Origin of the sequence: Catenulispora sp. GP43 (assembly GCF_041260665.1) — a bacterium.
Taxonomy (GTDB): domain Bacteria; phylum Actinomycetota; class Actinomycetes; order Streptomycetales; family Catenulisporaceae; genus Catenulispora.
Genome location: NZ_JBGCCT010000007.1, coordinates 361,296 through 385,117, shown reverse-complemented (window position 1 = coordinate 385,117; position 23,822 = coordinate 361,296). Strand labels below are relative to the sequence as shown.

Genomic DNA, 23,822 nt, shown 5'->3' with positions numbered 1-23,822 from the left:
TAGCCTTACCTCAACCCCTACAGCGGGATGTTCTCGTGTTTGCGCGGGGGCCGCTGGGCGTCCTTCTCCCGCAACGCTTCGAAGGCCCGTGTGAGCACGTCCCGCGTAGTCGCCGGGCGGATCACGGTGTCGACGTAGCCGCGCTCGGCAGCGTAGTAGGGGTCTGCGATCTCGGCTTCGTGCTGGGCCGCGAACTCGGCGGGGACCGGGCCTTGGATGCCGATTCGTGCGGTCGGCCATGCCAGATACAGGTCTGCCCCGATGTGACGGGAGCCGAGCACCGAGTACGCTTCCCCCAGCGCCTCCCCCACCACCAGGGTCACCATCGGCACCGTGGCCTCGGCATAGGCGTGCGCCAGCTTGCCGACCTGGCCGGCCGTCACCACGTCGCCTTCGCGCCCGGCCCGGAAGCCGCGCGAGTCGACCAGGGTGAGCAACGGAATGTTGTAGGCGTCGCACGTTCGAATGAAACGCGCGGCTTTCAGCGCCGCGTCGTCGTCAAGCCATCCGTCGGTCACGGCGTGCTGACCGGCCACCACGCCGACCGTGTGGCCGCCGATCCGTCCCAGTCCGACGACCAGCTCCGGCGCGAACAGCCGATGGACCTCCAGCAGCCGGCCGTCATCCAGGACCCGGTCCAGGACGCACCGGACATCGAAGCCTGACTCACCGATACCTCCGGCCAGCTGATCGAGCACCGGATCGAAGGCAGCGTCCAGCGCACCGTCCGGGACCCAGGAGCGGCGGTGAGACCGAACCGGCGGCCGCTCCCCGCTATGCGCCGGCAGCAGCGAAAGCAGTTCCCTGACCTCCGCGATGGCCGCCTCCTCATCCGGCGCCATGAAGTGCGCATTGCCCGACCGGGTGCTGTGCACACGCGCACCGCCGAGGTCCTCCAGCCCGATCTCCTCACCGCTGATGACACGCACCACTTCCGGACCGGTGATGAACATCTGCGAGCTGCGCTCGACCATCATCACGAAGTCGGTCAGCGCCGGGGAGTAGACCGCGCCGCCGGCACAGGGCCCCATGATCATCGAGATCTGCGGGACCGCGCCGGACAGGCGGACGTTGCGCAGGAAGATCTCTCCGTACAACGCCTGCGCGACCACGCCCTCCTGCAGGCGTCCGCCGACGCTGTCGTTGATGCCGACCACCGGGCACCGCATCGTGGCGGCCAGGTCGAGCAGCCGCACGATCTTCTCGCCGACCGCCTCCCCCAGGGATCCGCCGAAGACGGTGAAGTCCTGCGCGAACACGCACACCCGGCGGCCGAAGACCGTGCCGGTGCCGACCACCACGGCGTCGCCGAGCGGCCGGTTCGCCGCCAGCCCGAAGCGGGTCGCGCGGTGCCGCGTCAGCTCATCGACCTCCAGGAACGAGCCGGGGTCCAGCAGCCGGTCGACGCGCTCGCGCGCGGTGAGTTTGCCCTTGGCGTGCTGCTTGGCCACGGCCTCGGGGGTGGAGGCGGCGCGCGCCTCGGCCAGGCGGCGTTCGAGCTCCGCCACGGCCGAGGGCAGCGGGGCGGGGCGGAGGGCGACGTCGAGCTGCGCGGACGGGATCGGGGGCACGGGGCTCACCTGTCTGACGGTCTGCGGCACCTGGCGCCGCCAGATTCGCCACGGTTCCTATCCGGGCGCTATCACCGGCCCAACCGTGAACGGGCGAGCCACCATCTTCCCAGCTGGAGACGCTTATCCTTGCATTCATACATTGATACTCGAGAACTGCTTTCCACCGCCCGCCGCAACTAAGCTCACCAGCAGGATCCGCACCGGATCAGACCTCGACGAAGGGCATGTCCGATGTCTGCCGAGCCCGCCACCGCGACGACAGCTCCCGCCACCGCCTCCCAGGCCGCGATGTTCTTCGCGGAGATGAAGGGGCTGTACGAGTGCGCGTACAACGTCACGACCGTGATCGACGTCGCAGGCTCCTTCACCGCCGAGGACCTGTCCGACGCCGGCCGCCGCCTCAACGCCGCGACCCCGGCACTCCAGGTGCGCATGGGCCTGGACGAGGACACCGGCGAGGTCTGCTACCGGCTCGACGACACCCCGCCCGCGACCGAGGTCTTCGACCTGCCCGGCGGTGACGCGGCGGCGGCCCGTGCGCTGATCGACGAGGTCGCCGCACGCCCCTTCGACTGCGAGGGCGGCGCCCTGGCCCGCTACGCGGTCGTGCGCACCGCCGCCGACCGCGCCTACGTCGCGCTGGTCTGCCACCACCTGGTCGTCGACGGCCCCAGCCACGCCCGCCTCGCGCACCGGCTGGGCCAGGCCGTCGGCGGCACGCTGGAGGCGGAGCCTTCGCGCGCGTACACGGAGCTGGTCCGGCGGGTGCGGGAGCTGGAGCTGAACGCGGCCGCCGACGACCTGGCGTACTGGCACCGGCGGCTGCCGGAGGGCTTCGCGCCGGCGGTGCCTTGGCAGCGCGAGGGCGACGGCGGTGTCGGGCGGGCCGGGGCTGAGGCTGGGGCTGGGGCTGGGGCTGGCAACGCGGCGGCCGAGGGCACGCACGCACTGTCCGATCGCTGCATCCTGACACCCCTGCCCCGCCGCAGCGTGGAGCGCTTGGAGAAGGCCGCGGAATCGGCCGGCGTACGCCTGTTCCATCTGCTGGCGGCGGCCGTGCACTGGGCCATGCCCACCGCAGCAGGCCAGCCCTCGGTGATCTCCACCGCAGCCTCGATCCGCCCCCTCGGCGAGGACGGCGACCCGGTGACCGGTTACTTCATCAACGAGATCCCCCTGCTGGCAGCCAAGAACCCGGGCGCCTCCCCCCTGGACATCGCCACCACCGAATCCCCGCACTGGCGCGAGGACCTCCGCCGCCGCTACATCCAGTTCACCGACCTGGTCTCCCGCTCCGAACGCCGCGCCGACAGCCAATCCCGCCTCGACGCCCTGATGCTGAGCTACCGCACGACGCCCCGCGGCCTCGCCTGGCGCGCGGGCGACATCGGGTACTCGACGGACCTGTATCCGAAGTTCCTGGAGGAGAAGACGGACTTGGTGGTGCGCATCTTCCACCAGTCCGGCGACATGGAGTGCGATGTGCAGTGGAGTCCGCGCTTGCCGGCGGGGGCCGGTGAGCGGTTCGCTTCAGCGTTGGTGAATGTGCTGAGCGACGGGTTTTAGAGGCCCACTGCACCTCAGCGACTGTCCTCCGCAGCAAGCAAGATGTCGTACATCAGCCCCGCACCCCGCGCACTGTTCGTCAGCAACGCGAATCCGCCGGGCCGCCCGGCATAAGCAATCAGCACCGAGCGGAACCCAGGAACCTCGCCTCCGTGGCTGAACCACTGATCAGCGCCGGTGCCGTGAATCGTGACGCCCAAACCGTAGTTCGAGAAAGCAGGCCGTCGCAGCATCTGCACCGCAGCCTCGTGGCTGAGCAGCACCGCAGGTCTGCCCGTCGCCGCGCGCTGCAGATCGCGCCCGAGGAGCGCCAGGTCCGATGCTGTGGACCAGATGCCGCCGGCGGCTGCGGGGATCGAGAGGTGGGCTGTGGGGTCGGTCTGTGTGCCGTCGGGCTGGTGGCCGGTGAGCGGGGTGGCAGTGGGCGATGCGGCGCCCGGTGCGGCGTCCGGTGCGCTGAAGCGGGTCGCGGTCAGGCCGAGCGGATCCAGCACCAGGGCTGCCACCGCCGCCGGGAACGACTCCCCCGTCACGTCGACCAGCAGCTGCTCCAGCACCGCCGAGTTCGCGTTGCTGTACTCGAACGCCGTACCCGGCGCGAAATGCGGCCGCACCGGTCCGTCGGTGAAGTCGGTGCCGCCTTCCAGCACCTCCACGAGCGTCGGCACCGGTCCGTCCGGCGGCAGGTAGAGCTGCTTCATCTCCCTGAAGCCCGAGGTGTGCCCGAGCAAGTGCCGCACCGTGACCGGGCCCGCCTGCGCTCCCTGCCCGAACGCCGGCACGCGCCACGACCGCAAGTACCGGTTCACATCCTCATCCAGCGCCACCACGCCCCGATCGACAAGCCGCATCACGGCCAAAGCCGTGACGTGCTTCGAGATCGATCCCACCGGGAACACCGTCTCGCCAGTCACCGGCTCGCCAGTTACCGGCTCGGCCACCCCGGCCGGCCCGGCCGCACCGGCCACCCCCGCCGCCCCGGCCCGCAGCACCCCCTCGCCCCACACAGCCGTGACCTCGCCATCGTCGCCGATCACCGCCAGCGCGGCGCCGGGAATCCCGTTCTCCGCCATGGATTCCAGGATCAGCGGGGCGCCCGGGAAAAGCGCGCCGTGGCTGAGCCCGCCACGCACCGCGGTGCCGACCGCCGCGCAGTGCGTGATCAGCTCCTTCAGTTCGGCGATGAAGTCCTCGGCCAGCGCAGCCACAGTCTCCCGGCGGAATACGCTCTCTGCGAAGCTCCACGCCGTCTGCAACCGCCCGTCAACGACAGCGGCGTTCACCTCGATCGCGTGCGGCAACGTCCCGCCGGCCTGCACGCTCCACCCCTGCGGCGCGGCGAGCCGCCGCATGAGGCTGAGCCCGCCGTGCTGATCATCGAGCCGCCCGAGGTAGTTCACCGCGATCCCCGGACGCCGCGCCGGCCAGCCCCGGCCGTCACGCCGCGAGTACCGCGCCAACCCGGCGCCCAACCCGTCCGGCGGCAACGCGGCCAACTGCGCGCTGACGCTGCGCAGCCGCGCGCCCCAGTCGCCGGCCGTGACGTGCAGCCGCACCGGGGTGAACGCTGAGAACCACCCGACGGTCCGCGTCAGATCCACATCGTCGAACAGCGGATGCCGCCCATGACGCTCCTGCTCCAGATCCACGACGTTGCGTCCGGTCCACCGGCCCACCACCCCGGCCACGGCGGTCAGCAGCACGTCGTCGATCCGCGTCCCATAAGCCGACGGAACCACCGAGATCAGGGTCCTGGTTTCCTCTTCCGCAAGCCCGCACCGGATGACCTGCTCGGCGCTGGGACCGGCCCCATCCCCGTCGACCGGCAGGCCCGCGACCTCGTCACCAGCTTGGAACCAACGATCGGCTTCAGCGGCGAACGCATCAGAGTTCGCATACTCCGCCAGCCGCTCCGCGAACTCCTTGAACGGTGTCGTCGACGTCGGAAGCTCGACCGATTCTCCAAGCTCCAGCTGGCAATAGGCGGTTTCCAGATCCTCCAGGAGAATCGCCCACGACACCGAGTCGACCGCGTAGTGGTTCGCGATCAGCGCCACGCGATCCTCCGCCGCCGTCCGCAGCAGGACGCCACGCAGAACCGGCCCCTCGCTCAGGCTCAGCCGCTCGGCAGCCGAAGCCGCGACCGCCGCGAGATCGCCATCGCCATGGGCTTCCTCGACGACATCCAGCAACGAATCCGCCGCCGAATCCGCCACCGAGTCCACGATCGACGCCTCAAGCTGCCCGTCGACGCCCCGCAGAACCCTGATCCGCAACGCGTCATGCTGCCGCACCAGCGCGACGAGCGCCGCCTCCAGCACCTCCGGCCGCACCCCGCCACGCCACTGGACGAACACCGGCATGACGTACCGATCCAGCTCGATCCCGGTGTCGGCCATCAGATGCTGGATCGGCGTCGGCGGCAGCGGGCCGGTCCGCGAGCCGGCCTCACGCCGTTCGACCACGTCGACGGAGCACCCTTCAGGCATCCCGGACACCGCCTCGACCAGCGCGGCGACCGTCCGAAGCTCGAACAACCGCCGCGGCGTCACATCGATCCCCGCCTGCCTGGCCCGCGTCGCCACCTGGATCGCCAGGATCGAGTCGCCGCCGAGGGCGAAGAAGTCGTCGTGCCGTCCCACGGATTCGGCGCCCAGCACCTCGGACCAGATCCGGGCCAACTCCCGCTCGCGTTCGCCGACCGGCTCGGACTTCTGTCCGCCCTCGTCGAGCCGGTGCGCAGTGGCGTCCGGCGCCGGCAGCCGGTCGCGGTCGATCTTCGCCCCGGCGGTCAGCGGCAGCTCGGGCAGGAACACCCACAGCGCCGGGACCATGTGCTCCGGCAGTTCGGCGGCGGCGAAGGCGGCCAGCGGCGCCGGGTCCTGCGGCGCACCGAGCGCCGCGACGATGTACGCGACGATCCGGCGCCGTCCGGGACCGTCGTCGTGAACGGCGACCACCGCCTCGCCGACCTCCGGATGCCGCGCCAGCACCGCCTCGATCTCGCCGAGCTCCACCCGGTAGCCGCGGATCTTCACCTGGCGGTCCCGGCGTCCCAGGAACTCCAGTTCGCCGTTCGAGGCGAACCGCGCGGCATCGCCGGTGCGGTACATGCGCGCGCCGGGGACGCCGCAGTACGGATCGGGCACGAACTTCTCTGCGGTCAGCCCGGGGCGGGCGAAGTAGCCGCGGGCCACTCCGTCCCCGCCGATGCACAACTCGCCGGGCACCCCGACGGGGACCGGGTTCAGAGTGTCGTCGAGGACGTACATAAACGTGTTGGCGATCGGGCGGCCGATCGGGACCGTCGCCTGTATATCCGGCCCGACCTCGTGGATCGAGCAGCCCACGACGGTCTCGGTCGGCCCGTACTCGTTGATGATCCGGCCGCGCGGGAAGATCCGGCGCCATGCCGCGACGTTCTCCGGCCGCAGCTCGTCGCCGCCGAGGACGAACGTCCGTACGGAGTCCAGCCCTTCACGCTCGCCGAGATGGCCGCGCAGCACACCGAGGTGGCCGGGGGTGGCTTTCAGCAGGCTGAAATCGCGGGGTTCGGCGAGAACGGCGGCCAGCCCGGCCAGGCTGCGGTCCGGCGACAGGACCGTGACGTCGTTCCCGGTGATCAACGGCAGCCAGAAGTTCGGGACCGACAGGTCGAACGCGGGCGAGCCGAGCATCGGGGCGCCGGAGGCGCCGTCCATGCCGTAGGCGTCGATCGCCCATGTCAGATAGTTGACGAGGCCGCGGTGCGAGATCATGACGCCCTTGGGGCGGCCGGTCGAGCCCGAGGTGTGCATGATGTAGCACAGGTCGTCAGGGTTCGTATTCGCGGCGGGACGGCGGCAGCGTGGCTCGGCGTCGAGGGCGGCGGCGTCCCGGTCCAGACACAGCGCCGAGCGGCGGAGCAGCGGCGGCAACAGGCCGAGCAACCCTTCTCGGGTCACCACGATCCGCGCGCGGGTGTCCCCGATGACGAAGGACAGCCGCTCGGCCGGATGGCCGGGGTCCAACGGGACGTAGCTGCCGCCGGCCTTGAGGACGCCGAGCAGGGCCACGAACAAGCCGATGCCGTGGTCCAGGCAGACCGCGACCGGCGTCTCCCGATCCACTCCCTCGACGCGCAGCCGGTGCGCCAGCTGGTTGGCGCGCTCGTCCAATTCGCGGTAGGTGGCGACGGTGCCGTCGGCGTCGATCACCGCGGCGGCGTCGGGGACGCGGTCGGCTTGGCGCTCGACGAGGGTGTGCAACGGGACAGTTGGGATCTCTCGGCGGGTCTGGTTCCAGGTGTGCAGAACCAGTTCCCGCTCCCGGTCCGGGACGTGATTCACAGCTGACAGCCGGATCGTAGGATCGGCGATGGCCTGCTCCAGGACGCCGACGACCCGTTCGGCCAGGCGCTCGGCGTCGGCGTGATCGAAGAGGTCTGATGCGTATTCGAGCTGAAGTTCGACCACCTCGGGACGGTTGACCGCGATCATGGTGAGGTCGAACTTCTGCGAGCCGTTGTGCAGCTGCACCGGTTCGACGTCCAGGCCCGGCACGCTCCAGCGCCCGGCATCGGCCTGGACCGACTGGAACAGGACCTGGAACAGGGTGTTGCGAGAGCTGTCGCGCGCCGGCCGGACCGCGGCGACGACCTGTTCGAAGGAGATGTCCTGGTGGTCGAGCGCCCCGGCGACCTCCTCGGCCGTGCGGGCCAGGGCGCCGGCGAAGCCGGGGTCGCCGGTGAGGTCGACCGGGACGGCGACGGTGTTGGCGAACATGCCGAGCAGGGGTTCGGTCTGGCGCCACGCGCGGCCCAGGGTGAGCGTGCCGATCGCGAAGCGCTCCTGCCCGGCGGCCCGGCCCAGGACGGCGGCGAAGGCGGTGAAGAGGGCGGCGAAGACGGTCGTGCCCCGGGCCGCGACGAAGGCACGCAGCGCGGCGGTGGTCTCCGCGGACAGCGGGACGGAGACGCTGCCGCCGCGGAAGGTGGGCTGCGCGGGACGCTGCCGGGTGGTCGGCAGGCGCAGGATGTGATCGACGGGGCCGAGCTTGGCGCGCCAGTACTCGGTCTGTTGCTCGGCGAGCGCGCCTTCGACGCGGTGGGCCTGCCACGCGGCGAAGTCGGCGTACTGGAGTTCGGGTTCGGGGAGGTCGGCTCCCGCGTACAGCGCGCTGAACTCGCGGGCCAGGACGTCGCAGGACCATTCGTCGCTGACGATGTGGTGCATGGCCAGCAGCAGGAGGGCTTCGGTCAGCGTGGTCTGATACACGCGGACGCGGAACAGTGGGCCGTGCCGGAGGTCGAACGGCTGCGCGACTTCGTAGGTCGCCAAGGCCAGCGCGGCGGTCCGGCCGTCGGGGGCGGCGGCCAGGTCGACCACTTCGAGATCCGCGTCCCCGGGCGGCAACGGCACCTGGACCGGATCGGCCGGATCGGGGTAGACGCTGCGCAGGATCTCGTGGCGGCGGATCAGCTCGTCAGTGGCGTGACGCAGGGCTTTGACGTCGATCGGCCCGCGCAGCCACACGGCGCGGTAGACGCTGTAGACCGAGTTGTCCGCGAGGAACTGGTCCATGACCCACATGCTGTGCTGGACCGGCGACAGGGGTGCCGGGCCGCCGCCGGGCCTCGGGACGGGGCCCGCCGGACGCACGGTCGCCCCGCGCAGCCTGCGCTCCAGCAACGCCCGGCGCTCCGGGGAGAGGGTTCGGGCTCCGGGAGTGGTGGTGGAGGACATCACGGCTCCGTTCGGGCGGTGGCAGAGGGCGGTGGCAGAGGGCGGGTCCGCGGGTCCCGCGGTATATCAGGGGGCTGCGGAGCCCGGGTGACGTGCACCGCCGCGCCGACTCGACTGCGGTGTTGCCGACGCGGCGGCACGCCCCTGTTTTTCTCGCCAGGTCCCTGATCCCCGCGACAGGCCGTCAGCCGGCCTCGCCGTGCCGCTCGCGCAGGCTTCGCGGCCGCATGTCGGTCCAGACCCGCTCGACGTGCTCCAGGCATTCGGCGCGGGTTCCGCTCACGCCGGTGTCCGTCCAGCCCGCCGGGCAGGGCCGGCTCGCCGGCCAGAGCGCGTACTGCTGCTCGTCGTTGACGACGACTTTCGCCGTGTCCGCGGTCATCTGGCCGCCTCCCTGTTCGCGTGGTGGGGCCATCGTCCGGGCAGCGGCCTGCGCTCGGCTATCGGTTGTCTATCGCAGGCCCACCACGGTGCGGGTGACCTGCAGCAGGACCTCGACCGCGGCGGTGAGGCAGGGGCCTGCGACCCGGTCGCCGGTGGCCGGGAGCAGCAGGGTGCCGGTGGGGACGGCGGGGACGGCGGCGGCGAACAGCTGGGCGTCGCCGCCGGCCCGGGTCGTGATCGGGGTGTGGGGCAGGGACTGGAGGTCGGCGGCTTCAGCGAGGAGCTTGGCGAGCGCGGTGTCGGCGTCCACCGGATCGGCGGTGAGCACACTTCGTACGACGACCGGGCTGCCGACTCGCGCTGCTATGTTCTGCACCGCCGCCAGGGTCGCAGGGCTCGGATCACAGAGTTCGACGAGCGCGAGAACCTCGTCGGACGGCAGGATCAGGCGGCCGAGGGTGACGGAGCCGTGCTCGGCGGCCGCCACAGCCGCCAGCGACTCGCTCACCGCCAGGTCGACGGGACCGCCGCGAGCGCCGGCACGGATCTCGAACGACGCGCGCCCCTGAAATCCCGCGACGATCCCCAGACCGGCCGAGCCGTCGAGCTCACCGCACCGGTCGACCTCTATGCCGAGCCACGCCGCCGGGGGCACCGGCCATGCCGCGGAGTCGAGCGCGTCCAGGTCGCCGCCGGCCTGGTGCAGCGGATGCCGCAACGGCGTGCCGAACCGGTCGGCCGGCTCACGCTCGACGCTGCCCAGCACCGCCTTGGCGCCCCAGCCGGGATGCGGGAACAGGGCGCCGGCGCTGTTGGCGAACACCACGAGCACCGGCTCGCATGCCAGGTCCCGGTCCCCGGCGCTTTCGGCGACCACCTGGAGCACTTCCAGCGCCGCCACCACGCCGTGTGCGCCGCCGAATCGGTCGCCGCCGGGAGGGGTGTCGAGGTGCGCGCCGAGGATCAGGCGGGGGATGGGACCGGTCGCATCGCTCGCGAGCTGGCCGGGCAGATGGTTCCCGCGACCCGCCGCCGCACAGCCGGGGACCTGCCCGGCCACGAGGCTGGCGTGCCCGGCCGCCGCAGCACCCGCATCGCGCATGTCGCCCACATCCCCCACAGCCCGCCGCACCAACAAGTTCCCCGCCGCGTCCACCCAAGCGTGCAGCCCGGCCTGCACCGCCTCGCGTGCCACGTATCGCTGCGCGCGCCGCTCCGGCTCGGTGAAGCCGGGGCGCACCACCGCCTTGTCCACCCATGCGCCGCAGCGGCGCAGCACCGCCAGCCGGCGCGCCATCCGGTCGGCGTCCGCCACCGACCATCGCAGGACACTCACCTTCGAGCCACCCACCTTCGCCTGGGGCGATCGGCGTCGCCGGTTCCGCCTCGCCGAGTTCACACCGCGCTGTCCGCACACTGTTACCCGTGGGGCCGGTGTCGCGGTTATCGCTGTGGCATCGGCGGGGCATCGCGGGGCGAAAGGGCGCCGATAGCCGGCGCTGCGAGCTTGGGGCGCCGCGGCGATCCGGCGGCCAGGCGAAGCGAGGTGGCGGTGAGCGGAACCATGCGATCGGACACGCGATCGGACCCGGCACCGGTGACGGGCCGTGTCAGCAGTCCCCCGGCGCAGCTGTTGCACGAGGAGATCCTCGAGCCGCAGTTCCGCTATGAGGTGCGGCGTCTGCTGCCGCACTACGTCCGTATCGAGAAGGCGCTGCTGGTCGCGTACGAGCGTATGCGGGTGCTGAGCGCGCACGAGAGCGACCAGCTGGCGCGGGCGCTGACCGAGGCCGCCGGGACGATCACCGCCGACCCGGCGGAGAACTTCTCCGACATCGCGCTGAGCCTGGAGATCGAGACCCATCGCCGGGCGCCGGTCCCGCGCTGGCACGTCGATCGCAGCCGCAACGACCTGCAGGCCTGCGCGCAGCTGATGTACGGGCGCGAGCGGCTGCTGGCCTCGGCCCAGGTCCTGGCCGGCACCGCCACCGCGGCCCGCGACCTGGCGCGGCGGCATCTGCGGGACGTGATGCCGGGCTTCACCCATCTGCAGGCCGCGCAGGTCGTGACGCCCGGCTTCTACATCAGCGCCCTGTCATCGCACCTGCTGCGCGGCCTGGAGGGCTTGCTGGCCGTCTATGACGCCCTGGACCGCTGCCCGCTGGCCGCCGGGGCGATGTCCGGCCAGGAGCTGCCCTGGCCGCGCGACCTGCTGGCGACGCTGCTCGGCTTCGCCGTGCCCGAGCCGCACGCGCTGATCGCCGTCGCCTCGCGCGACTGGGTGCTGACGCTAGCCGCGCAGTGCTCGACGCTCGGCGTGGGCCTGAGCCGGTTCGTCACCGACCTGATGGCCTGGGCCGGCAGCGGCCACGGGTTCCTGGAACTGCCGGACGAACTGGCCGGCATCTCCTCGGCGATGCCGCAGAAGAAGAATTACCCGGTGCTGGAACGGATCCGCGGACGCAGCGCCCACCTGTCGGGCTGGTACGCCGACGTCGTCGCGGCCCAGCGCAACACCCCGTTCAGCAATACCGTGGAGGTCTCGAAGGAGGGCTCGCGCGGCCTGACGCAGGCGCTGGACGACCTGGACTCGCTGTGCCGGCTGCTCAGCGCGGTCCTGGACGCAGCCGTGTTCCGCACTGACCGGATGCGCGAACTGTGCGACCGCGAATACCTCGGCGGCTTCTCGCTGGCCAACCGGCTGGCGCTGGAGGAGGGCGTCCCCTGGCGCACCGCGCAGGTCGTCGCGGGCCGTTACATCACCGCCGCGCTGGAGACCGGACGCCGGCCAATGGACACCGATCCGGCCGCGCTGGCCCGCATCGGTCAGGATGCGGGCCATCCGATCAGCGATCCGGCGGCGGTCCTGGAAGGGGCCTTCGACCCGGTCGCCGACCTTCTCAGGAAGCTGACGCCGGGCTCGGCGCATCCCGAGGCGGTCCGGGCGCTGCTCGACGAACAGGACGCGACCGCCGCGAGCCTGGAGAAGGCCTGGGAGTTCCGCCGCGTGACCGTCGAGGCGGCGCTGTCGGGCCTGGACGCCATGCCCGAGCGGGGCCTACGGCCCGCCTCGGCCCCGAACCCGCAGCCGACCCCGAACCGCGCCCGGTGACCGCCGGGCACCCCGCGACGGTCCCGGTTTCCGCCGCCGCGATCGGCCGCGCCTTCGGCACCTTCGGCGAACTCCTCCAAGGCCGCCTGCCCGCCTCGGACACCGACTTCCTCGTCACGCTGCCGATCGACCGCTGGAGCACCAGCAGCTTCGGCTACCAGCCGCGGGCCGCCGGCATCACCGTCGTCCCGCCGCACAAGAGCAAGGCCCGCCGCCTGGCCACGACCATGCTCGCGGCCCTCGGCGCCCCCGGCGGCGGCGTCCTGGAGATCACCACGGATCTGCCCGAGGGCAAGGGCTTCGCCAGCTCCTCGGCCGACCTGGTGGCCACGGCGCGCGCCGTCGGCCGGGCCCTGCGCGCCGAGCCGGACCCGGCGCGCATCGAGGACCTGCTGCGCGAGGTCGAGCCGACCGACGGTGTCATGTACGACGGCTCGGTCGCCTTCCGGCACCGCGAGGTGCGGCTGCACGAGCGGATCGGGCACCTGCCGCCGATGACGGTCGTGGGTGTCGACGAGGGCGGCAAGGTGGACACGGTGGAGTACAACCGGGTGCCCAAGCGCTTCACCGGCGCCCAGCAACGCGCCTACGCCCGGCTGCTGGAGCTGGCCCGCGACGCCGCCGCGCGCTGCGATCCGGCGGCCATCGGCCGGGTGGCGACCGCCAGTGCCCTGATGAACCAGCGGCTGCGGCCCAAGCGCTGCCTGCAGCCGATGGTCGCGGCCTGCCAGCGGGTCGGCGGGCTCGGCGTCGTGGCCGCGCACAGCGGCACGGTCCTGGGCATCCTGCTGTCCGACGACGACCCCCGCTACATCGACCGCCTGGCCGCGGCCCGGCGCGCCTGCGCGGCGCTGCCCGGCGTCAGCGCGGTCCGGGTCGACCACTGCCTGTCCGATCCGCTGCTCACCGACCCGTCCCAGGTCCACCGGTCCTGGCCGATCTTCGAGGCGATGCCGTGCTCTTCGACTCTGTGATAGACGCCGTCGGCCACACCCCGCTGGTGGCCCTGAACCTGCCCGCTGCCGAGGGGGTGCGCGGCTACGCCAAGCTGGAGTTGCAGAACCTGTTCGCGATGAAGGACCGGGTGGCGCGGCAGATCATCCTGACCGCCCGGGAGTCCGGCGAGCTGGCGCCCGGCGCGCCGCTGATCGAGAGCTCGTCGGGGACGATGGCCCTCGGGGTGGCGCTGGTCGGGACGGCGCTGGGGCATCCGGTGCACATCGTCACCGACCCCCGGATCGACAAGATCACGCTGGCGAAGCTGCGCGCGCTGGGCTGCGAGGTGCACGTCGTGCAGCAGATGTCCTCGCACGGCTGGCAGAGCGCGCGCCTGGAGCTGTTGGACGAGTTGCTCAGGACCCTGCCGGGGGCGTTCTGGCCGCGCCAGTACAGCAACCCGCAGAACCCGGCGGCCTACCGGACGCTGGCCGAGGAACTGCTGGCCGAGCTCGGGCACGTGGACGTGCTGGTGGGCTCGGTGGGCAGCGGCGGGTCGTTGTGCGGGACGGCGCGGGCGCTGCGCGCGAAGCTGCCGGAGCTGCGGGTGGTCGGGGTGGACTGCGTCGGCAGCGTCCTGTTCGGGCAGCCGGACTGGCCGCAGCGGCTGCAAAGCGGCCTGGGCAACAGCATGCTGCCGCCGAACCTGGACCACGGCCAGATCGACGACATCCACTGGCTCAACGACCGCGAGGCCTTCGCCGCGACCCACGCGCTGGCCGCCGAGCAGCAGATCTTCGGCGGGAACACCTCGGGGTCGGTGTACCGGGTGCTGCGGCACGTCGTCGGGGAACTGGCCGGGCCCGCGGTCGTGGTGGGGATCCTGCCGGACCGCGGCGACCGGTACGCCGACACCGTGTTCGACTCAGGGCACTGGGAGGCGAAGGGGCTGGACGACCTGCCGGTCCGGCGGGAACCCGAACGCGTCCCGTACGGGCAGCCGGTGACCGCGTGGTCGTGGAGCAGCCCGGTGGAGGTGCCGCCGACGCCTTCAGGGGTCTGATGTCTGAACCCTGATACAGCGGGTCCGTGGTACCGGCATGATGCGGAGGCATGATGAGGAAGCTGCTGTTCGTCGAGTCGAACACCACCGGATCGGGGATGCGGGCCCTGGTCACCGCCGCCGAGCTGGGGTTCGAGCCGGTGCTGCTGACCAGCCGGCCGTCCCGCTACCGGGGGCTGGAGGACACCGGGGCCAGGGTCGCGGGCTGCCAGACCAACGACTTCGACGCCCTGCTGGCGGCCACCCGGGCGCTCGCGACCGGATCGGCCATCGCCGGCGTCACCACGACCAGCGAGTTCTACCTGTTCGAGGCGGCGCGGCTGGCCGAGGCGCTGGGGCTGCCGGGCAATCCGCCGGAGGCGGTGAGCGTGTGCCGGGACAAGGGACGCACCCGGCGGGTGCTGGCCGCGGCCGGGGTCGGGCAGCCCGATTTCGAGCTGGTGCAACGTCTGGACCAGCTGCCGGCGGCGCTGGACCGGATCGGCCTGCCGGCGGTGGTCAAGCCGGTCGACGAGTCGGGGTCGCTGAACGTGCTGCTGTGCCACGACGAGGCCGAGGCCGAAGAGCTGGCGCGGCGGATCCTGGCGGTCCGCACCAACACCCGCGACCAGCCGGCCGCCGGCCGGCTGCTGGTCGAGGAGTACGTCCAGGCGCCGGAGTACAGCGTGGAGATGTTCAGCGTGAACGGTGTCGCACACGCGCTCGGCGTCACCGAGAAGACGATGGCGCCGCCGCCGTTCTTCGTCGAGGCCGGGCATGTCTTCCCGGCGCCGCTCGCGCCGGAGACGCACCGGCTTCTGCTCAGCGAGGTCGGCGCGGCGCTGGCCGCGGCCGGCATCCGCAACGGGCCGACGCACACCGAGGTGCGGCTGCATCCCGAGCGCGGCCCGCTGGTCATCGAGATCAACGCCCGGATGGCCGGCGGCATGATTCCGGAGCTGGTGCGGCTGGCGACCGGGGCCGATGTGCTCCAGGCGCAGATCGTCGCGGCGTCCGGGGCCAAGCCGGTGCTGCCGGACCGCGCGAGCGTCGTGGCGGGCATCCGGTTCCTGCTCGCCGAGCGCGACGGGGTCCTGGACGCGGTATCAGGGCTGCGCGATGCCGCCGCGCTGGAGGGGATCAGCGAGGTGACGCTGAGCGTGGACAAGGGGACGCGGGTGCGCCGGCCCCAGGCGTCCTACGACCGGCTCGGGTACGTCATCGGCACCGGCGGGACGCCCGCGGAGGTGCGGCGGCGGCTGGCGGCGGCCGTCGCCGCGATCGGGTTCGACATCGTCGCCTGACCGGCGGCCGGCGGCCGGCGGGCGGTGGGCGGCGGGCGGCCGGCGGCTGCCGGGCCGCTGGGTTGCCCGGCAGCCGGCTCAGCCCACCCGGTCGGAAAGCACCACGGCGAGCGCCTTGGCGGTGCGCGCACTGAACACGTCGCGCATCGTCACCGTCATGTCCAGCTTCTTGCGCAGCCGGACCACGGCCTTGGCCGCGAGGATCGAGTCGCCGCCGATGTCGAAGAAGTCACTGTCCGGCTCGACCGGGCCGCCGCCGAAGACCTCGCTGAAGATGTCCGCGATGGTTTGGGCCAATTCAGGAGCTTGTGCCAACTCAGGAGCCTGTGCCAATTCGGCCGCCTCGATGCCGCCGTTCACGTCCGATGTCATGAGATCCATGCTTCCCGCCGCCCCTATCAGCGCCCTATCCGCGCGCGATGCACCGGGGAAGGCCCGCCGATAGCCCGCGCCCGCACGATGGGCGCGCCTTGTCGCCGGCCGGAAGGACGCCATGACCTCCCCCACCGCTCCCCCGCAGCCCGATCCGGGGCGGGACACCCGGGTCCGGCTCTCCCGCGACCAGCAGCGCACCTGGCTCGTCGACCAGCTCAGCACCCTGCCGGGCGGCTACCTGACGCCGGTCTTCCTGCACCTGACCGGCCCGCTGGACCGCCGGGCGCTGATCGCCGCCGTCCGGGCCGTCGCCGAGCGCCACGAGGTGCTGCGCACCAGCGTGGGCCAGGACGGCGACGGCCTGGTCGGGATCCTGCGGCCGGCTTCGGATATCACAGTGTCCTGCGACGACCTGGACCCCGACGATCTGCGGGCGTTCCTGGAGCGGGAGTCGCGCACGCCGCTGGACGTCGCGGCCGGGCCGCCGATGCGGGTGCGGCTGATGCGGCTGGGCCCGGAGGACCACGTGCTCGCGATCACCGCGCACCACCTGGCCTTCGACGACTGGTCGCAGGGCATCCTGCACCGGGAGCTGGCCGCGGCCTACGCCGCGGTGGCCGAGGAGCGGCCGATCCTGCTGCCGGAGCTGCCGGGCCAGTACCGCGACGTGGCCTTCGCCATCGAACAGGACGAGGACCCGAAGCAGACCGAGGCTGACCTCGACTACTGGCGCGAGGCGCTCGCCGACGCCGAGCCGTTCGAACTGCCGACCGACCGGCCGCGGCCGGCGCAGCGGGACGGCCGCGGCGCCTCCGAGCGCAAGTTCGCGCTGTCCCCGGAGACCACGGCGCAGCTCGCGGAGATCGGGCGCGACCACGGGGCCACGATGGTCATGGTCCTGATGGCCGCCACGCAGACGGTACTGCACCAGGGCACCGGCACCACCGACGTCACGGTCGGCACGACCTTCGGGCTGCGGCACAGCGCCGAGGCCGAGGACGTGATCGGCCTGTTCGTCAACATGCTGCCGATCCGCACCGACCTGTCCGGCGACCCGACGTTCGCCGCGCTGCTCGAACGGGTCCGGGACACCGCGCTGGACGCCTACGACCACGCCACGCTGCCGTTCGACCGCCTGGTCGAGGAACTGGCCCCGGAACGGGACCTGGCGCGCACGCCGCTGTTCCAGGTGCTCGTGAACTTCGGCGCCCGGCGGCGCGAGCCGCTGCGCTTCCCGGGGCTGGCGGTGGCCGAGCTGACCGCGCGCGGGCACAGCGCCAAGTACGACCTCGGGGTGGGGTTCGTGCTCGAGGACGACGAGCTGCACTGCGAGCTGGGCTGGGACACCGCATTGTACGAGGACGAGACCATCGAGCGGCTGGCCCGCCGGCTGCGCACCGCGCTGGAGCACATCGCGGTGCATCCGGGGGCGCCGATCAGCACCATCCCGCTGATGACCGCCGCGCAGGAGGCGGAGCTGCGCGCGCTGGCGATGGTCGAGGCCACGCCGTTCCCGGACCGGTGCCTGCACGAGCTGTTCGAACGGCAGGCGGCGGCGCGTCCGGACGCCGTCGCGGTGATCGACGAAGACAGGTCCCTGACGTACTCCGAGCTGAACGCGCGCGCCGAGGCGATCGCCGCGCGCCTGCGGGCCGCCGGGGCCGGACCGGACGTCGCGGTGGGGGTGCTGCTGGAGCGCTCGCCGGATCTGGTCGCGGCGCTGCTCGGCATCCTGAAGGCGGGCAGCGCGTATCTGCCCATCGAGCCGGGGACGCCGGCGGCGCGGATCGTCGGGTTGCTGCGGGACGCCGATGCCCCGGTGTGCCTGGTCGGCTCCGAGCAGGACGAGATCGCGGTCGGCGCGGTGTGCACGCCGCTGACCGTCGAGGCCTGCTACATCGGCTCGCCGATGGCCGGCGACGGCGCCCCGGTGGCGAAGGCGGCCCCGCTGGACCTGTGCTCGATCTACTACACGTCCGGATCGACCGGGAAACCCAAGGGTGTCGCGAGCACCCACGCCGGCTGGGTGAACCGGATGTGGTGGATGCAGCAGCGGCACCATCTGGCGCCCGGGGAGGTCGTGCTGCACAAGACCACGCTGACGTTCGACGACTCGGCGGTGGAGGTGTTCTGGCCGCTGGCCGTGGGCGGCACCGTGGCCGTGCTGCCGCCGGGGGCGCACCGCGACCCGTGGGCGATCATCGAGGCGGCGGTGCGGTTCCAGGCGGTGCACGTGAACTTCGTGCCGGCGATCCTGGACCTGGTCCTGGAGGCGCTGACCGACGACGACATCAAGGGCCTGGGCAAGCTTCGCAGTGTCCTGTCGAGCGGCGAGGCGCTGCGCGCCGGGCTGGTGCAGCGCTTCCGCGAGGTGTTCGGCGACCGGGTGAGCCTGGACAACACCTGGGGCGCCACCGAGGTCTCGATCGACTCCACGTTCCACACCTGCGCCGAGGCGGACGCGGTCGGCGACGGCGTGGTGAGCCTGGGCCGGCCGATGGCGAACAACGAGGTGGTGGTGCTGGACTCGGCGCTGCGCCCGGTGCCGCCCGGCGTGGTCGGCGAGCTGTGCATCGCCGGCGTCGGACTGGCGCGCGGCTACCTCGGCGACGCGCCGAAGACCGCCGGCGCGTTCGTCCCGCACCCCTGGCGTCCCGGCGAGCGCATCTACCGGACCGGCGATCGCGGCCGGATGCTGGCCGACGGCACGCTGGAGTTCCGCGGCCGCGTCGACGAACAGGTGAAGATCCGCGGCGTGCGCATCGAGCTCGGCGAGGTCGACGCCGCACTGCGGGGCGCGCCCGGGGTCGCCGACGCGGCGGCGCTGGTGTGTCAGGGCCCGAACGGGGACAAGTACCTGGCCGCCTACGTGGCGTTCGGCGCCGGCGTCGAGCCGAGCGTGGACGGCGTGCACGCGGCGGTCCGCGACCGGCTGACCGGCTACGCGGTGCCGAGCGTCATCATCGCGGTCCCGGCCATCGCGCGCTTCGCCAGCGGCAAACTCGACCGCCGCACTCTGCCGGCCCCCACCCTCGGCGGCACCGCACCGCAGGCCCGCACGGCGGCGGTCCCGCCCGACGGCCCGGCGGAGGAGGCGGTCGCGGCGGTGTTCGCCGAGGTGCTGGGCGCCTCCGGCGTCGGCGCGCACGACAACTTCTTCGGCCTCGGCGGCCACTCGCTGCTGGCGGTGCGCGCGGTGAACCGGCTGCGCGAGACGGTGGGGCTGGAGCTGAACGTCGGGCTGCTGTTCCAGGACCCGACGGTCGCGGGGCTGGCCGCGCGGATCGAGGAGCTGCTGGTCGCGGAGCTGGAGACGTTGTCGGACGCCGAGGTCAGCCGACGGTTGGAGGATTCGTGAAAGCCGGCGAGTGGACTTTGCGCACCGAGTGGGCATTGCGCGGCGCCGGCTTCCCGGCAGACTTCGCCGAGCAGCTGTGTACCAAAGGTCTGGCCGACGCGGCGCTGGCCGCGAACGCCTCCGACTTCCAGCCGCTCTACGCCGCCGCGGCGGAGCATGTCAGTGCCCAGATCCGCGCGATCGCGGCCGACGGCCCGTTCCGCGAAGCCGTGGCCTGGCAAAGCCGCTCGGTCCTGCGCAACTGCCTGGACAAGCTGGCCTCCGGGCGCACGCTCCAAGGCAAGGTCCGCCGCCAAGCCGAGCTCACCGTCGCGAACTACGTCCAGCGCTACGCCTTGAAGAACGACTCGATCGGCTTCTTCGGCCCCGTCGCGTGGGGACGCGCCGTCGCCGACGGCCCGGCCCTGGACTCGCGGCCCGGCACCGGACTTCTCGCGCGGCGGAAGGTGTTCTTCGAGCACTGGGCCATCGACAAGGTGGCGCGCGCCTTGTCGCAAGATCCTGATGTGATCGGGCATCTGCGGCCGCGACTGAGCGAGGACAAGGCGATCGTCGACGCTCGCGTGCGCGGCGTGCGCGGCGCCGAGATCGCCCTTACGCCCCTGGAGCTGGACCTGGTCCGGCGGTGTGACGGCAGGGCGACGATCGGCGAGCTGACATCGGATCCCGAGCTGATCGCCGACTCGATCACCGACTCGATCACCGGCCTGATCGCCGACCTGGTCGAGCGCGGAGTCCTCATCGCGGACCTCACCGGCCCGCTGGAGTCCGACCCCGAGATCACCCTGCGCGCCAAGCTCAACACGATCACCGACCAGGCCGTCCGGGAACGCCTGCTGGCCGCCCTCGACGAGCTGATCGCCGCCCGCGACGAGGTGGCGTCCGCCGCCGGCGACGCCGACCGCCTCGCCGTCGGGCTCGCGCACGCCGACGCCGTCTTCGAGAAGCTGACCGGCACCGCCGCGGCCCGGCGCGGCGGCGAGGCCTACGCGGGCCGCTGCGTCCTGTTCGAGGACACCTGCCGGGACGTCCGCGTCGAGCTCGGGCCGCAGATCCTGGAGGCGGTGGCCGAGCCGCTGTCGGCGATCCTGGACAGCGCGCGCTGGCTGGTCGCCGAAGCCGGCCGGGCCTACGCCGCGCGCTTCGGCCAGATCTTCGACCGGCTCAGCGCGCGCGCCGAGGCGACCGCGATCCCGTTGGCGGCGCTGGTCCAGGCTGCGACGCCCGATCTGTACTTCTCCTTCCGCGAACTCCCCGCACCGGTCTCCGAGGTGGTCGCCGATTTCCGCCGGCGTTGGTCGGAGCTGTTGCAGATCCCTGATGGCGTCAGCCGCCACAAGGTCCCCCTGGACGGACTGGCCGCCGCCGTCCGCGAGGCGTTCCCGGCGAGTCCCGGGGAATCAGCCCCCTGGTCCTCAGCCGTGTACCAGGCTCCTGATTTGATGATCGCCGCGCGTGACGCCGAGGCGGCGCAGAACGGCGACTTCCTGTGCGTCCTCGGCGAGCTGCACATGGCCATGAACACCCTGGACGCCCGGCCCCTGGCCGAGTTCCACGAAGACCTGCCGGCTCTCGTCGCCGTCGACGAGGCCGTGCTCCCGGACCGCGTCGTGGCGGTGCCCGCGAAGGCGTCCCGCCAGGTGACTTCGCGCACCTACCCCTCGGCGCTGCTGTCGCCCGCGTACCGCTACTGGACCATGTACGCGGACTGCACCGGCGCGCCGGGCGACGTGGCCAGCGCCGCCGAGCTGGTCGTGGAACGCGATCAGACCAGCCCGGCGGCGCGGCTGACAGTCCGTTCCCTGCGCACCGGCGAGTGCTGGCCCCTGATGGAAACCCTCGGCGAGCAGCTGACGGCCGCCGTGGTGAACGGCTTCTCGCCGCTGACGAAGACCGCGCACACACCCCGGGTCACCATCGGCCGCCTGGTGCTGGCCCGGGAATCGTGGACCTTCGCGCTGGAGGACCTTGGTTGGGCGAAGCTGAAGGACGAGGCCGAGCGCTACCGCCAAGCCTGCCTGTGGCGCGCGGCACAGGAGCTGCCGGCCCGCATGTTCTACCGCGTCGCGACCGAGGACAAGCCGACGTTCGTCGACTTCCGCAGCCCGGCGTTCGTCCACCTGCTGGCCCGGTGCGTGCGCACCTCGGCGCGGGAGGAGCAGGAGCAGCAGGGCACGTCCGCCATCGCCTTCTCCGAGATGCTGCCCGACACCGACCACTGCTGGCTGCGCGATCGGCAGGGCCGCCGATACACCAGCGAACTGCGCATGGTCTTCGTCGACGGCCGGAAGGATTGATCGGGTTCGGTTGTTCCATCCGGCGTGAACGAAGCCACGCGCATGACGGACGTCGTAGTGATCGGTGCCGGCCAGGCCGGTCTGTCCAGCGCCTACCACTTGCGCAGAGCTGGCTTCGCCCCCGATACCGGCTACGTGGTCCTGGACGGCGACCGGGCACCGGGCGGCGCGTGGCAGCACCGCTGGCCCTCGCTGCGGATGGAGACCGTCAACGGGATCTTCGACCTGCCCGGCATGGCCTTCGAGGCCCCGTCGCCGCGCGAGCGGGCCTCGGAGGCGGTTCCGCGCTACTTCGCCCAGTACGAGGAGCACTTCCAGTTGGCCGTGCACCGGCCGGCCGCGGTCCAGGCCGTGCGCTACGGGCCGCAGGAGCGCCTGCTGGTCGAGACCGCCACTGAGACCTGGGCCGCGCGCGCTGTGATCAACGCGACCGGCACGTGGAACAAGCCGTTCTGGCCGTACTACCCCGGCCGCGAGACCTTCCGCGGACGCCAGTTGCACGCCGCCGCCTACCCCGGCCCGCAGGAGTTCGCGGGCAAGCGCGTGATCGTGGTCGGCGGCGGCATCACCGCGATCGGTCTGCTCACCGAGCTCGCGACGGCCGGGGCCACGACGACCTGGGTGACGCGCCGGCCGCCGGTGTTCCGCGACCAGCCGTTCACGCGGGAGTACGGACGCGAGGTCGTCGCCATGGTGGACGCCAGGGTGCGTGCCGGACTGGTGCCGCAGAGCGTGGTCGGCGTCACCGGCCTGCCGGTGACCGAGGCGATCCGCGAGGCGCAGCGCTCCGGGGTGCTGGACCGCCTTCCGATGTTCGACCGGATCACGCCGGACGGCGTCGCCTGGGACGCCGCCACAGATGTCAGCGGCACTGATGCCGGCGCGCCTGATGCCGGCACGTCGCCGACGCCGCGCAACGTCGAGGCGGACGTGATTTTGTGGTGCACCGGCTGGCGCGCGGCGCTGGACCATCTGGCGCCGCTGCACCTGCGCGCGCCCGGCGGCGGCATCACCATGGACGGCACGCGCGTCGTCCTGGAACCGCGCCTGCACCTGGTGGGTTACGGTCCTTCGGCCAGCACCGTGGGGGCCAACCGCGCCGGGCGCGAGGCCGTCCGGGACATCCGGCGGCTGCTGGCCGACCGGGCCGCGCCGGCGCTGGCGGCGTAGCGTCCAGGGCATATCGGATCAGGTCGCTGACACCGCTAATCGCAGGCCCCGATTTCTTCGAAACAAATAGCGAATTGATATGCGCCGCATAAGCCTGATAGTCGCCCCGGTGAGCGGTCATCTATTCACGGCGCACCAGGTAGGCGTATGCTTCGATCGAAATGCTAATCCACTGGGAGGCAAAGGGATATCTCGCCTGAGGCATTCTCCGAAGCAGTATCCGTTGGCTAGTCTGAATGCGCTGCGCGGGAGGCGGACTGCTGCGGATGGGGTCGACATTGATCGAGATCGCACTGGCGCAACGGGCTGTTCTGTGGCGGGAAGGGCTGGCCGCGCTGCTGGGCCGGGAACGCGACTTCCGGGTGGTGGCGCGGCCCACCCGGCTGGAGGACGTCTGGCCGGCGGTCCGGCGGCACCGGCCGGGCGTGGTCCTGATGGACGCCGAGCTGCCGGGCGCGCTGACGCTGAACACGGTGTGCGCCCAGCTGTGCGAGCGCCGGCCCGACATCAAAGTCCTGATCCTGGTGGAGCGCTGGGCGACGGTGCTGAAGGCGCTGACCCGGCTGGCCCCGCAGATCGGCTTCCTGACCGTCGAGGTGTCCCCGGCCCAGCTGGTCGACGGGCTGCGCCGGATCGTCGCCGGCGAACCGGTGCTGGACCTGGACCTGGCGATGGCCGCGCTGTCCGCGGGCGACAACCCGCTCACCGACCGGGAGCGGGAGGTGCTGCTCAAATCGGTGGACGGCGCGCCCACCAAGGTCATCGCGGCCGAGCTGTTCCTCAGCGACGGTACAGTCCGCAACTACCTGTCGCGGGCCATCGCCAAGACCGGCGCGCACAGCCGGATCGAGGCGGTGCGGATCGCGCGCGAGGAGGGCTGGATCTGACGGCGTCGCGTCAGGAGCCCCGGAGCAGCCGATGCCCAGCGCCGGCCGGCTTCGGCGCCGGTGATCATTCGTAAGATGGTCCCAGCTCCCCGGA

General features: G+C 72.3%; 14 protein-coding genes. 9 read left to right on the top strand and 5 right to left on the bottom strand.

Translation table 11 applies throughout. The annotated features are described in order from the left end of the window. Positions 1-17 precede the first annotated feature (17 nt). Positions 18-1,562, bottom strand: a complete 1,545-nt coding sequence (locus ABH926_RS17530; RefSeq protein WP_370366730.1) for an acyl-CoA carboxylase subunit beta — start codon at positions 1,560-1,562, stop codon at positions 18-20. A 243-nt stretch (positions 1,563-1,805) separates the two neighbouring features. On the opposite strand from ABH926_RS17530, the gene ABH926_RS17525 reads away from it, so the two are divergent. Further along, positions 1,806-3,140, top strand: coding sequence for a condensation domain-containing protein (locus ABH926_RS17525; RefSeq protein ID WP_370366693.1), 1,335 nt, complete (start codon positions 1,806-1,808; stop codon positions 3,138-3,140). Between the two features lie 14 nt (positions 3,141-3,154). Here ABH926_RS17525 and ABH926_RS17520 read toward each other — a convergent pair whose 3' ends face one another. The 3 genes from ABH926_RS17520 to ABH926_RS17510 form a co-directional block, all read right to left on the bottom strand. After that, positions 3,155-8,863: an amino acid adenylation domain-containing protein gene (locus tag ABH926_RS17520; RefSeq protein WP_370366692.1), complete on the bottom strand. Its 5,709-nt coding sequence runs from the start codon at positions 8,861-8,863 to the stop codon at positions 3,155-3,157. Positions 8,864-9,047: 184 nt separating this feature from the next. Further along, on the bottom strand, positions 9,048-9,245 hold the full coding sequence (locus tag ABH926_RS17515; protein ID WP_370366691.1) for an MbtH family protein: 198 nt from the start codon (positions 9,243-9,245) through the stop codon (positions 9,048-9,050). Between the two features lie 69 nt (positions 9,246-9,314). Then, positions 9,315-10,583 carry a hypothetical protein gene (locus tag ABH926_RS17510; RefSeq protein ID WP_370366690.1) on the bottom strand — a complete coding sequence of 423 codons (1,269 nt, stop codon included), beginning with the start codon at positions 10,581-10,583 and terminating at the stop codon, positions 9,315-9,317. 261 nt (positions 10,584-10,844) lie between these two features. Between ABH926_RS17510 and ABH926_RS17505 the strand changes: the two genes are divergently transcribed. From ABH926_RS17505 to ABH926_RS17490, 4 genes are read left to right on the top strand one after another with little or no spacing between them, the layout of a single operon-like run. After that, on the top strand, positions 10,845-12,359 hold the full coding sequence (locus tag ABH926_RS17505; protein WP_370366689.1) for an argininosuccinate lyase: 1,515 nt from the start codon (positions 10,845-10,847) through the stop codon (positions 12,357-12,359). Continuing rightward, on the top strand, positions 12,356-13,333 hold the full coding sequence (locus ABH926_RS17500; protein WP_370366688.1) for a kinase: 978 nt from the start codon (positions 12,356-12,358) through the stop codon (positions 13,331-13,333). Before ABH926_RS17505 ends, ABH926_RS17500 begins: the two co-directional genes overlap by 4 nt. Next, positions 13,315-14,358 (top strand): PLP-dependent cysteine synthase family protein, encoded by a 1,044-nt coding sequence (locus ABH926_RS17495; protein ID WP_370366687.1) that lies wholly within the window; start codon positions 13,315-13,317, stop codon positions 14,356-14,358. The genes ABH926_RS17500 and ABH926_RS17495 overlap by 19 nt, the downstream gene beginning before the upstream one ends. Positions 14,359-14,408: 50 nt before the next feature. Beyond that, positions 14,409-15,641 (top strand): ATP-grasp domain-containing protein, encoded by a 1,233-nt coding sequence (locus tag ABH926_RS17490; protein WP_370366686.1) that lies wholly within the window; start codon positions 14,409-14,411, stop codon positions 15,639-15,641. 78 nt (positions 15,642-15,719) lie between these two features. On the opposite strand, the gene ABH926_RS17485 is transcribed toward ABH926_RS17490, so the two are convergent. After that, on the bottom strand, positions 15,720-16,001 hold the full coding sequence (locus ABH926_RS17485; RefSeq protein ID WP_370366685.1) for a phosphopantetheine-binding protein: 282 nt from the start codon (positions 15,999-16,001) through the stop codon (positions 15,720-15,722). 133 nt (positions 16,002-16,134) lie between these two features. Here ABH926_RS17485 and ABH926_RS17480 point away from each other — a divergent pair, with 133 nt between their 5' ends. From ABH926_RS17480 to ABH926_RS17465, 4 genes are all read left to right on the top strand, one after another. Beyond that, positions 16,135-19,374, top strand: a complete 3,240-nt coding sequence (locus ABH926_RS17480) for an amino acid adenylation domain-containing protein (RefSeq protein WP_370366684.1) — start codon at positions 16,135-16,137, stop codon at positions 19,372-19,374. Then, entirely contained in the window at positions 19,371-21,671 is a 2,301-nt protein-coding gene (locus tag ABH926_RS17475) for a lantibiotic dehydratase (protein WP_370366683.1), read from the top strand. Before ABH926_RS17480 ends, ABH926_RS17475 begins: the two co-directional genes overlap by 4 nt. Before the next feature lie 42 nt (positions 21,672-21,713). Continuing rightward, positions 21,714-22,841: an NAD(P)-binding domain-containing protein gene (locus ABH926_RS17470; RefSeq protein ID WP_370366682.1), complete on the top strand. Its 1,128-nt coding sequence runs from the start codon at positions 21,714-21,716 to the stop codon at positions 22,839-22,841. Positions 22,842-23,107: 266 nt separating this feature from the next. Then, positions 23,108-23,728: a response regulator transcription factor gene (locus ABH926_RS17465; protein ID WP_370366681.1), complete on the top strand. Its 621-nt coding sequence runs from the start codon at positions 23,108-23,110 to the stop codon at positions 23,726-23,728. The last annotated feature ends 94 nt before the right edge of the window (positions 23,729-23,822 follow it).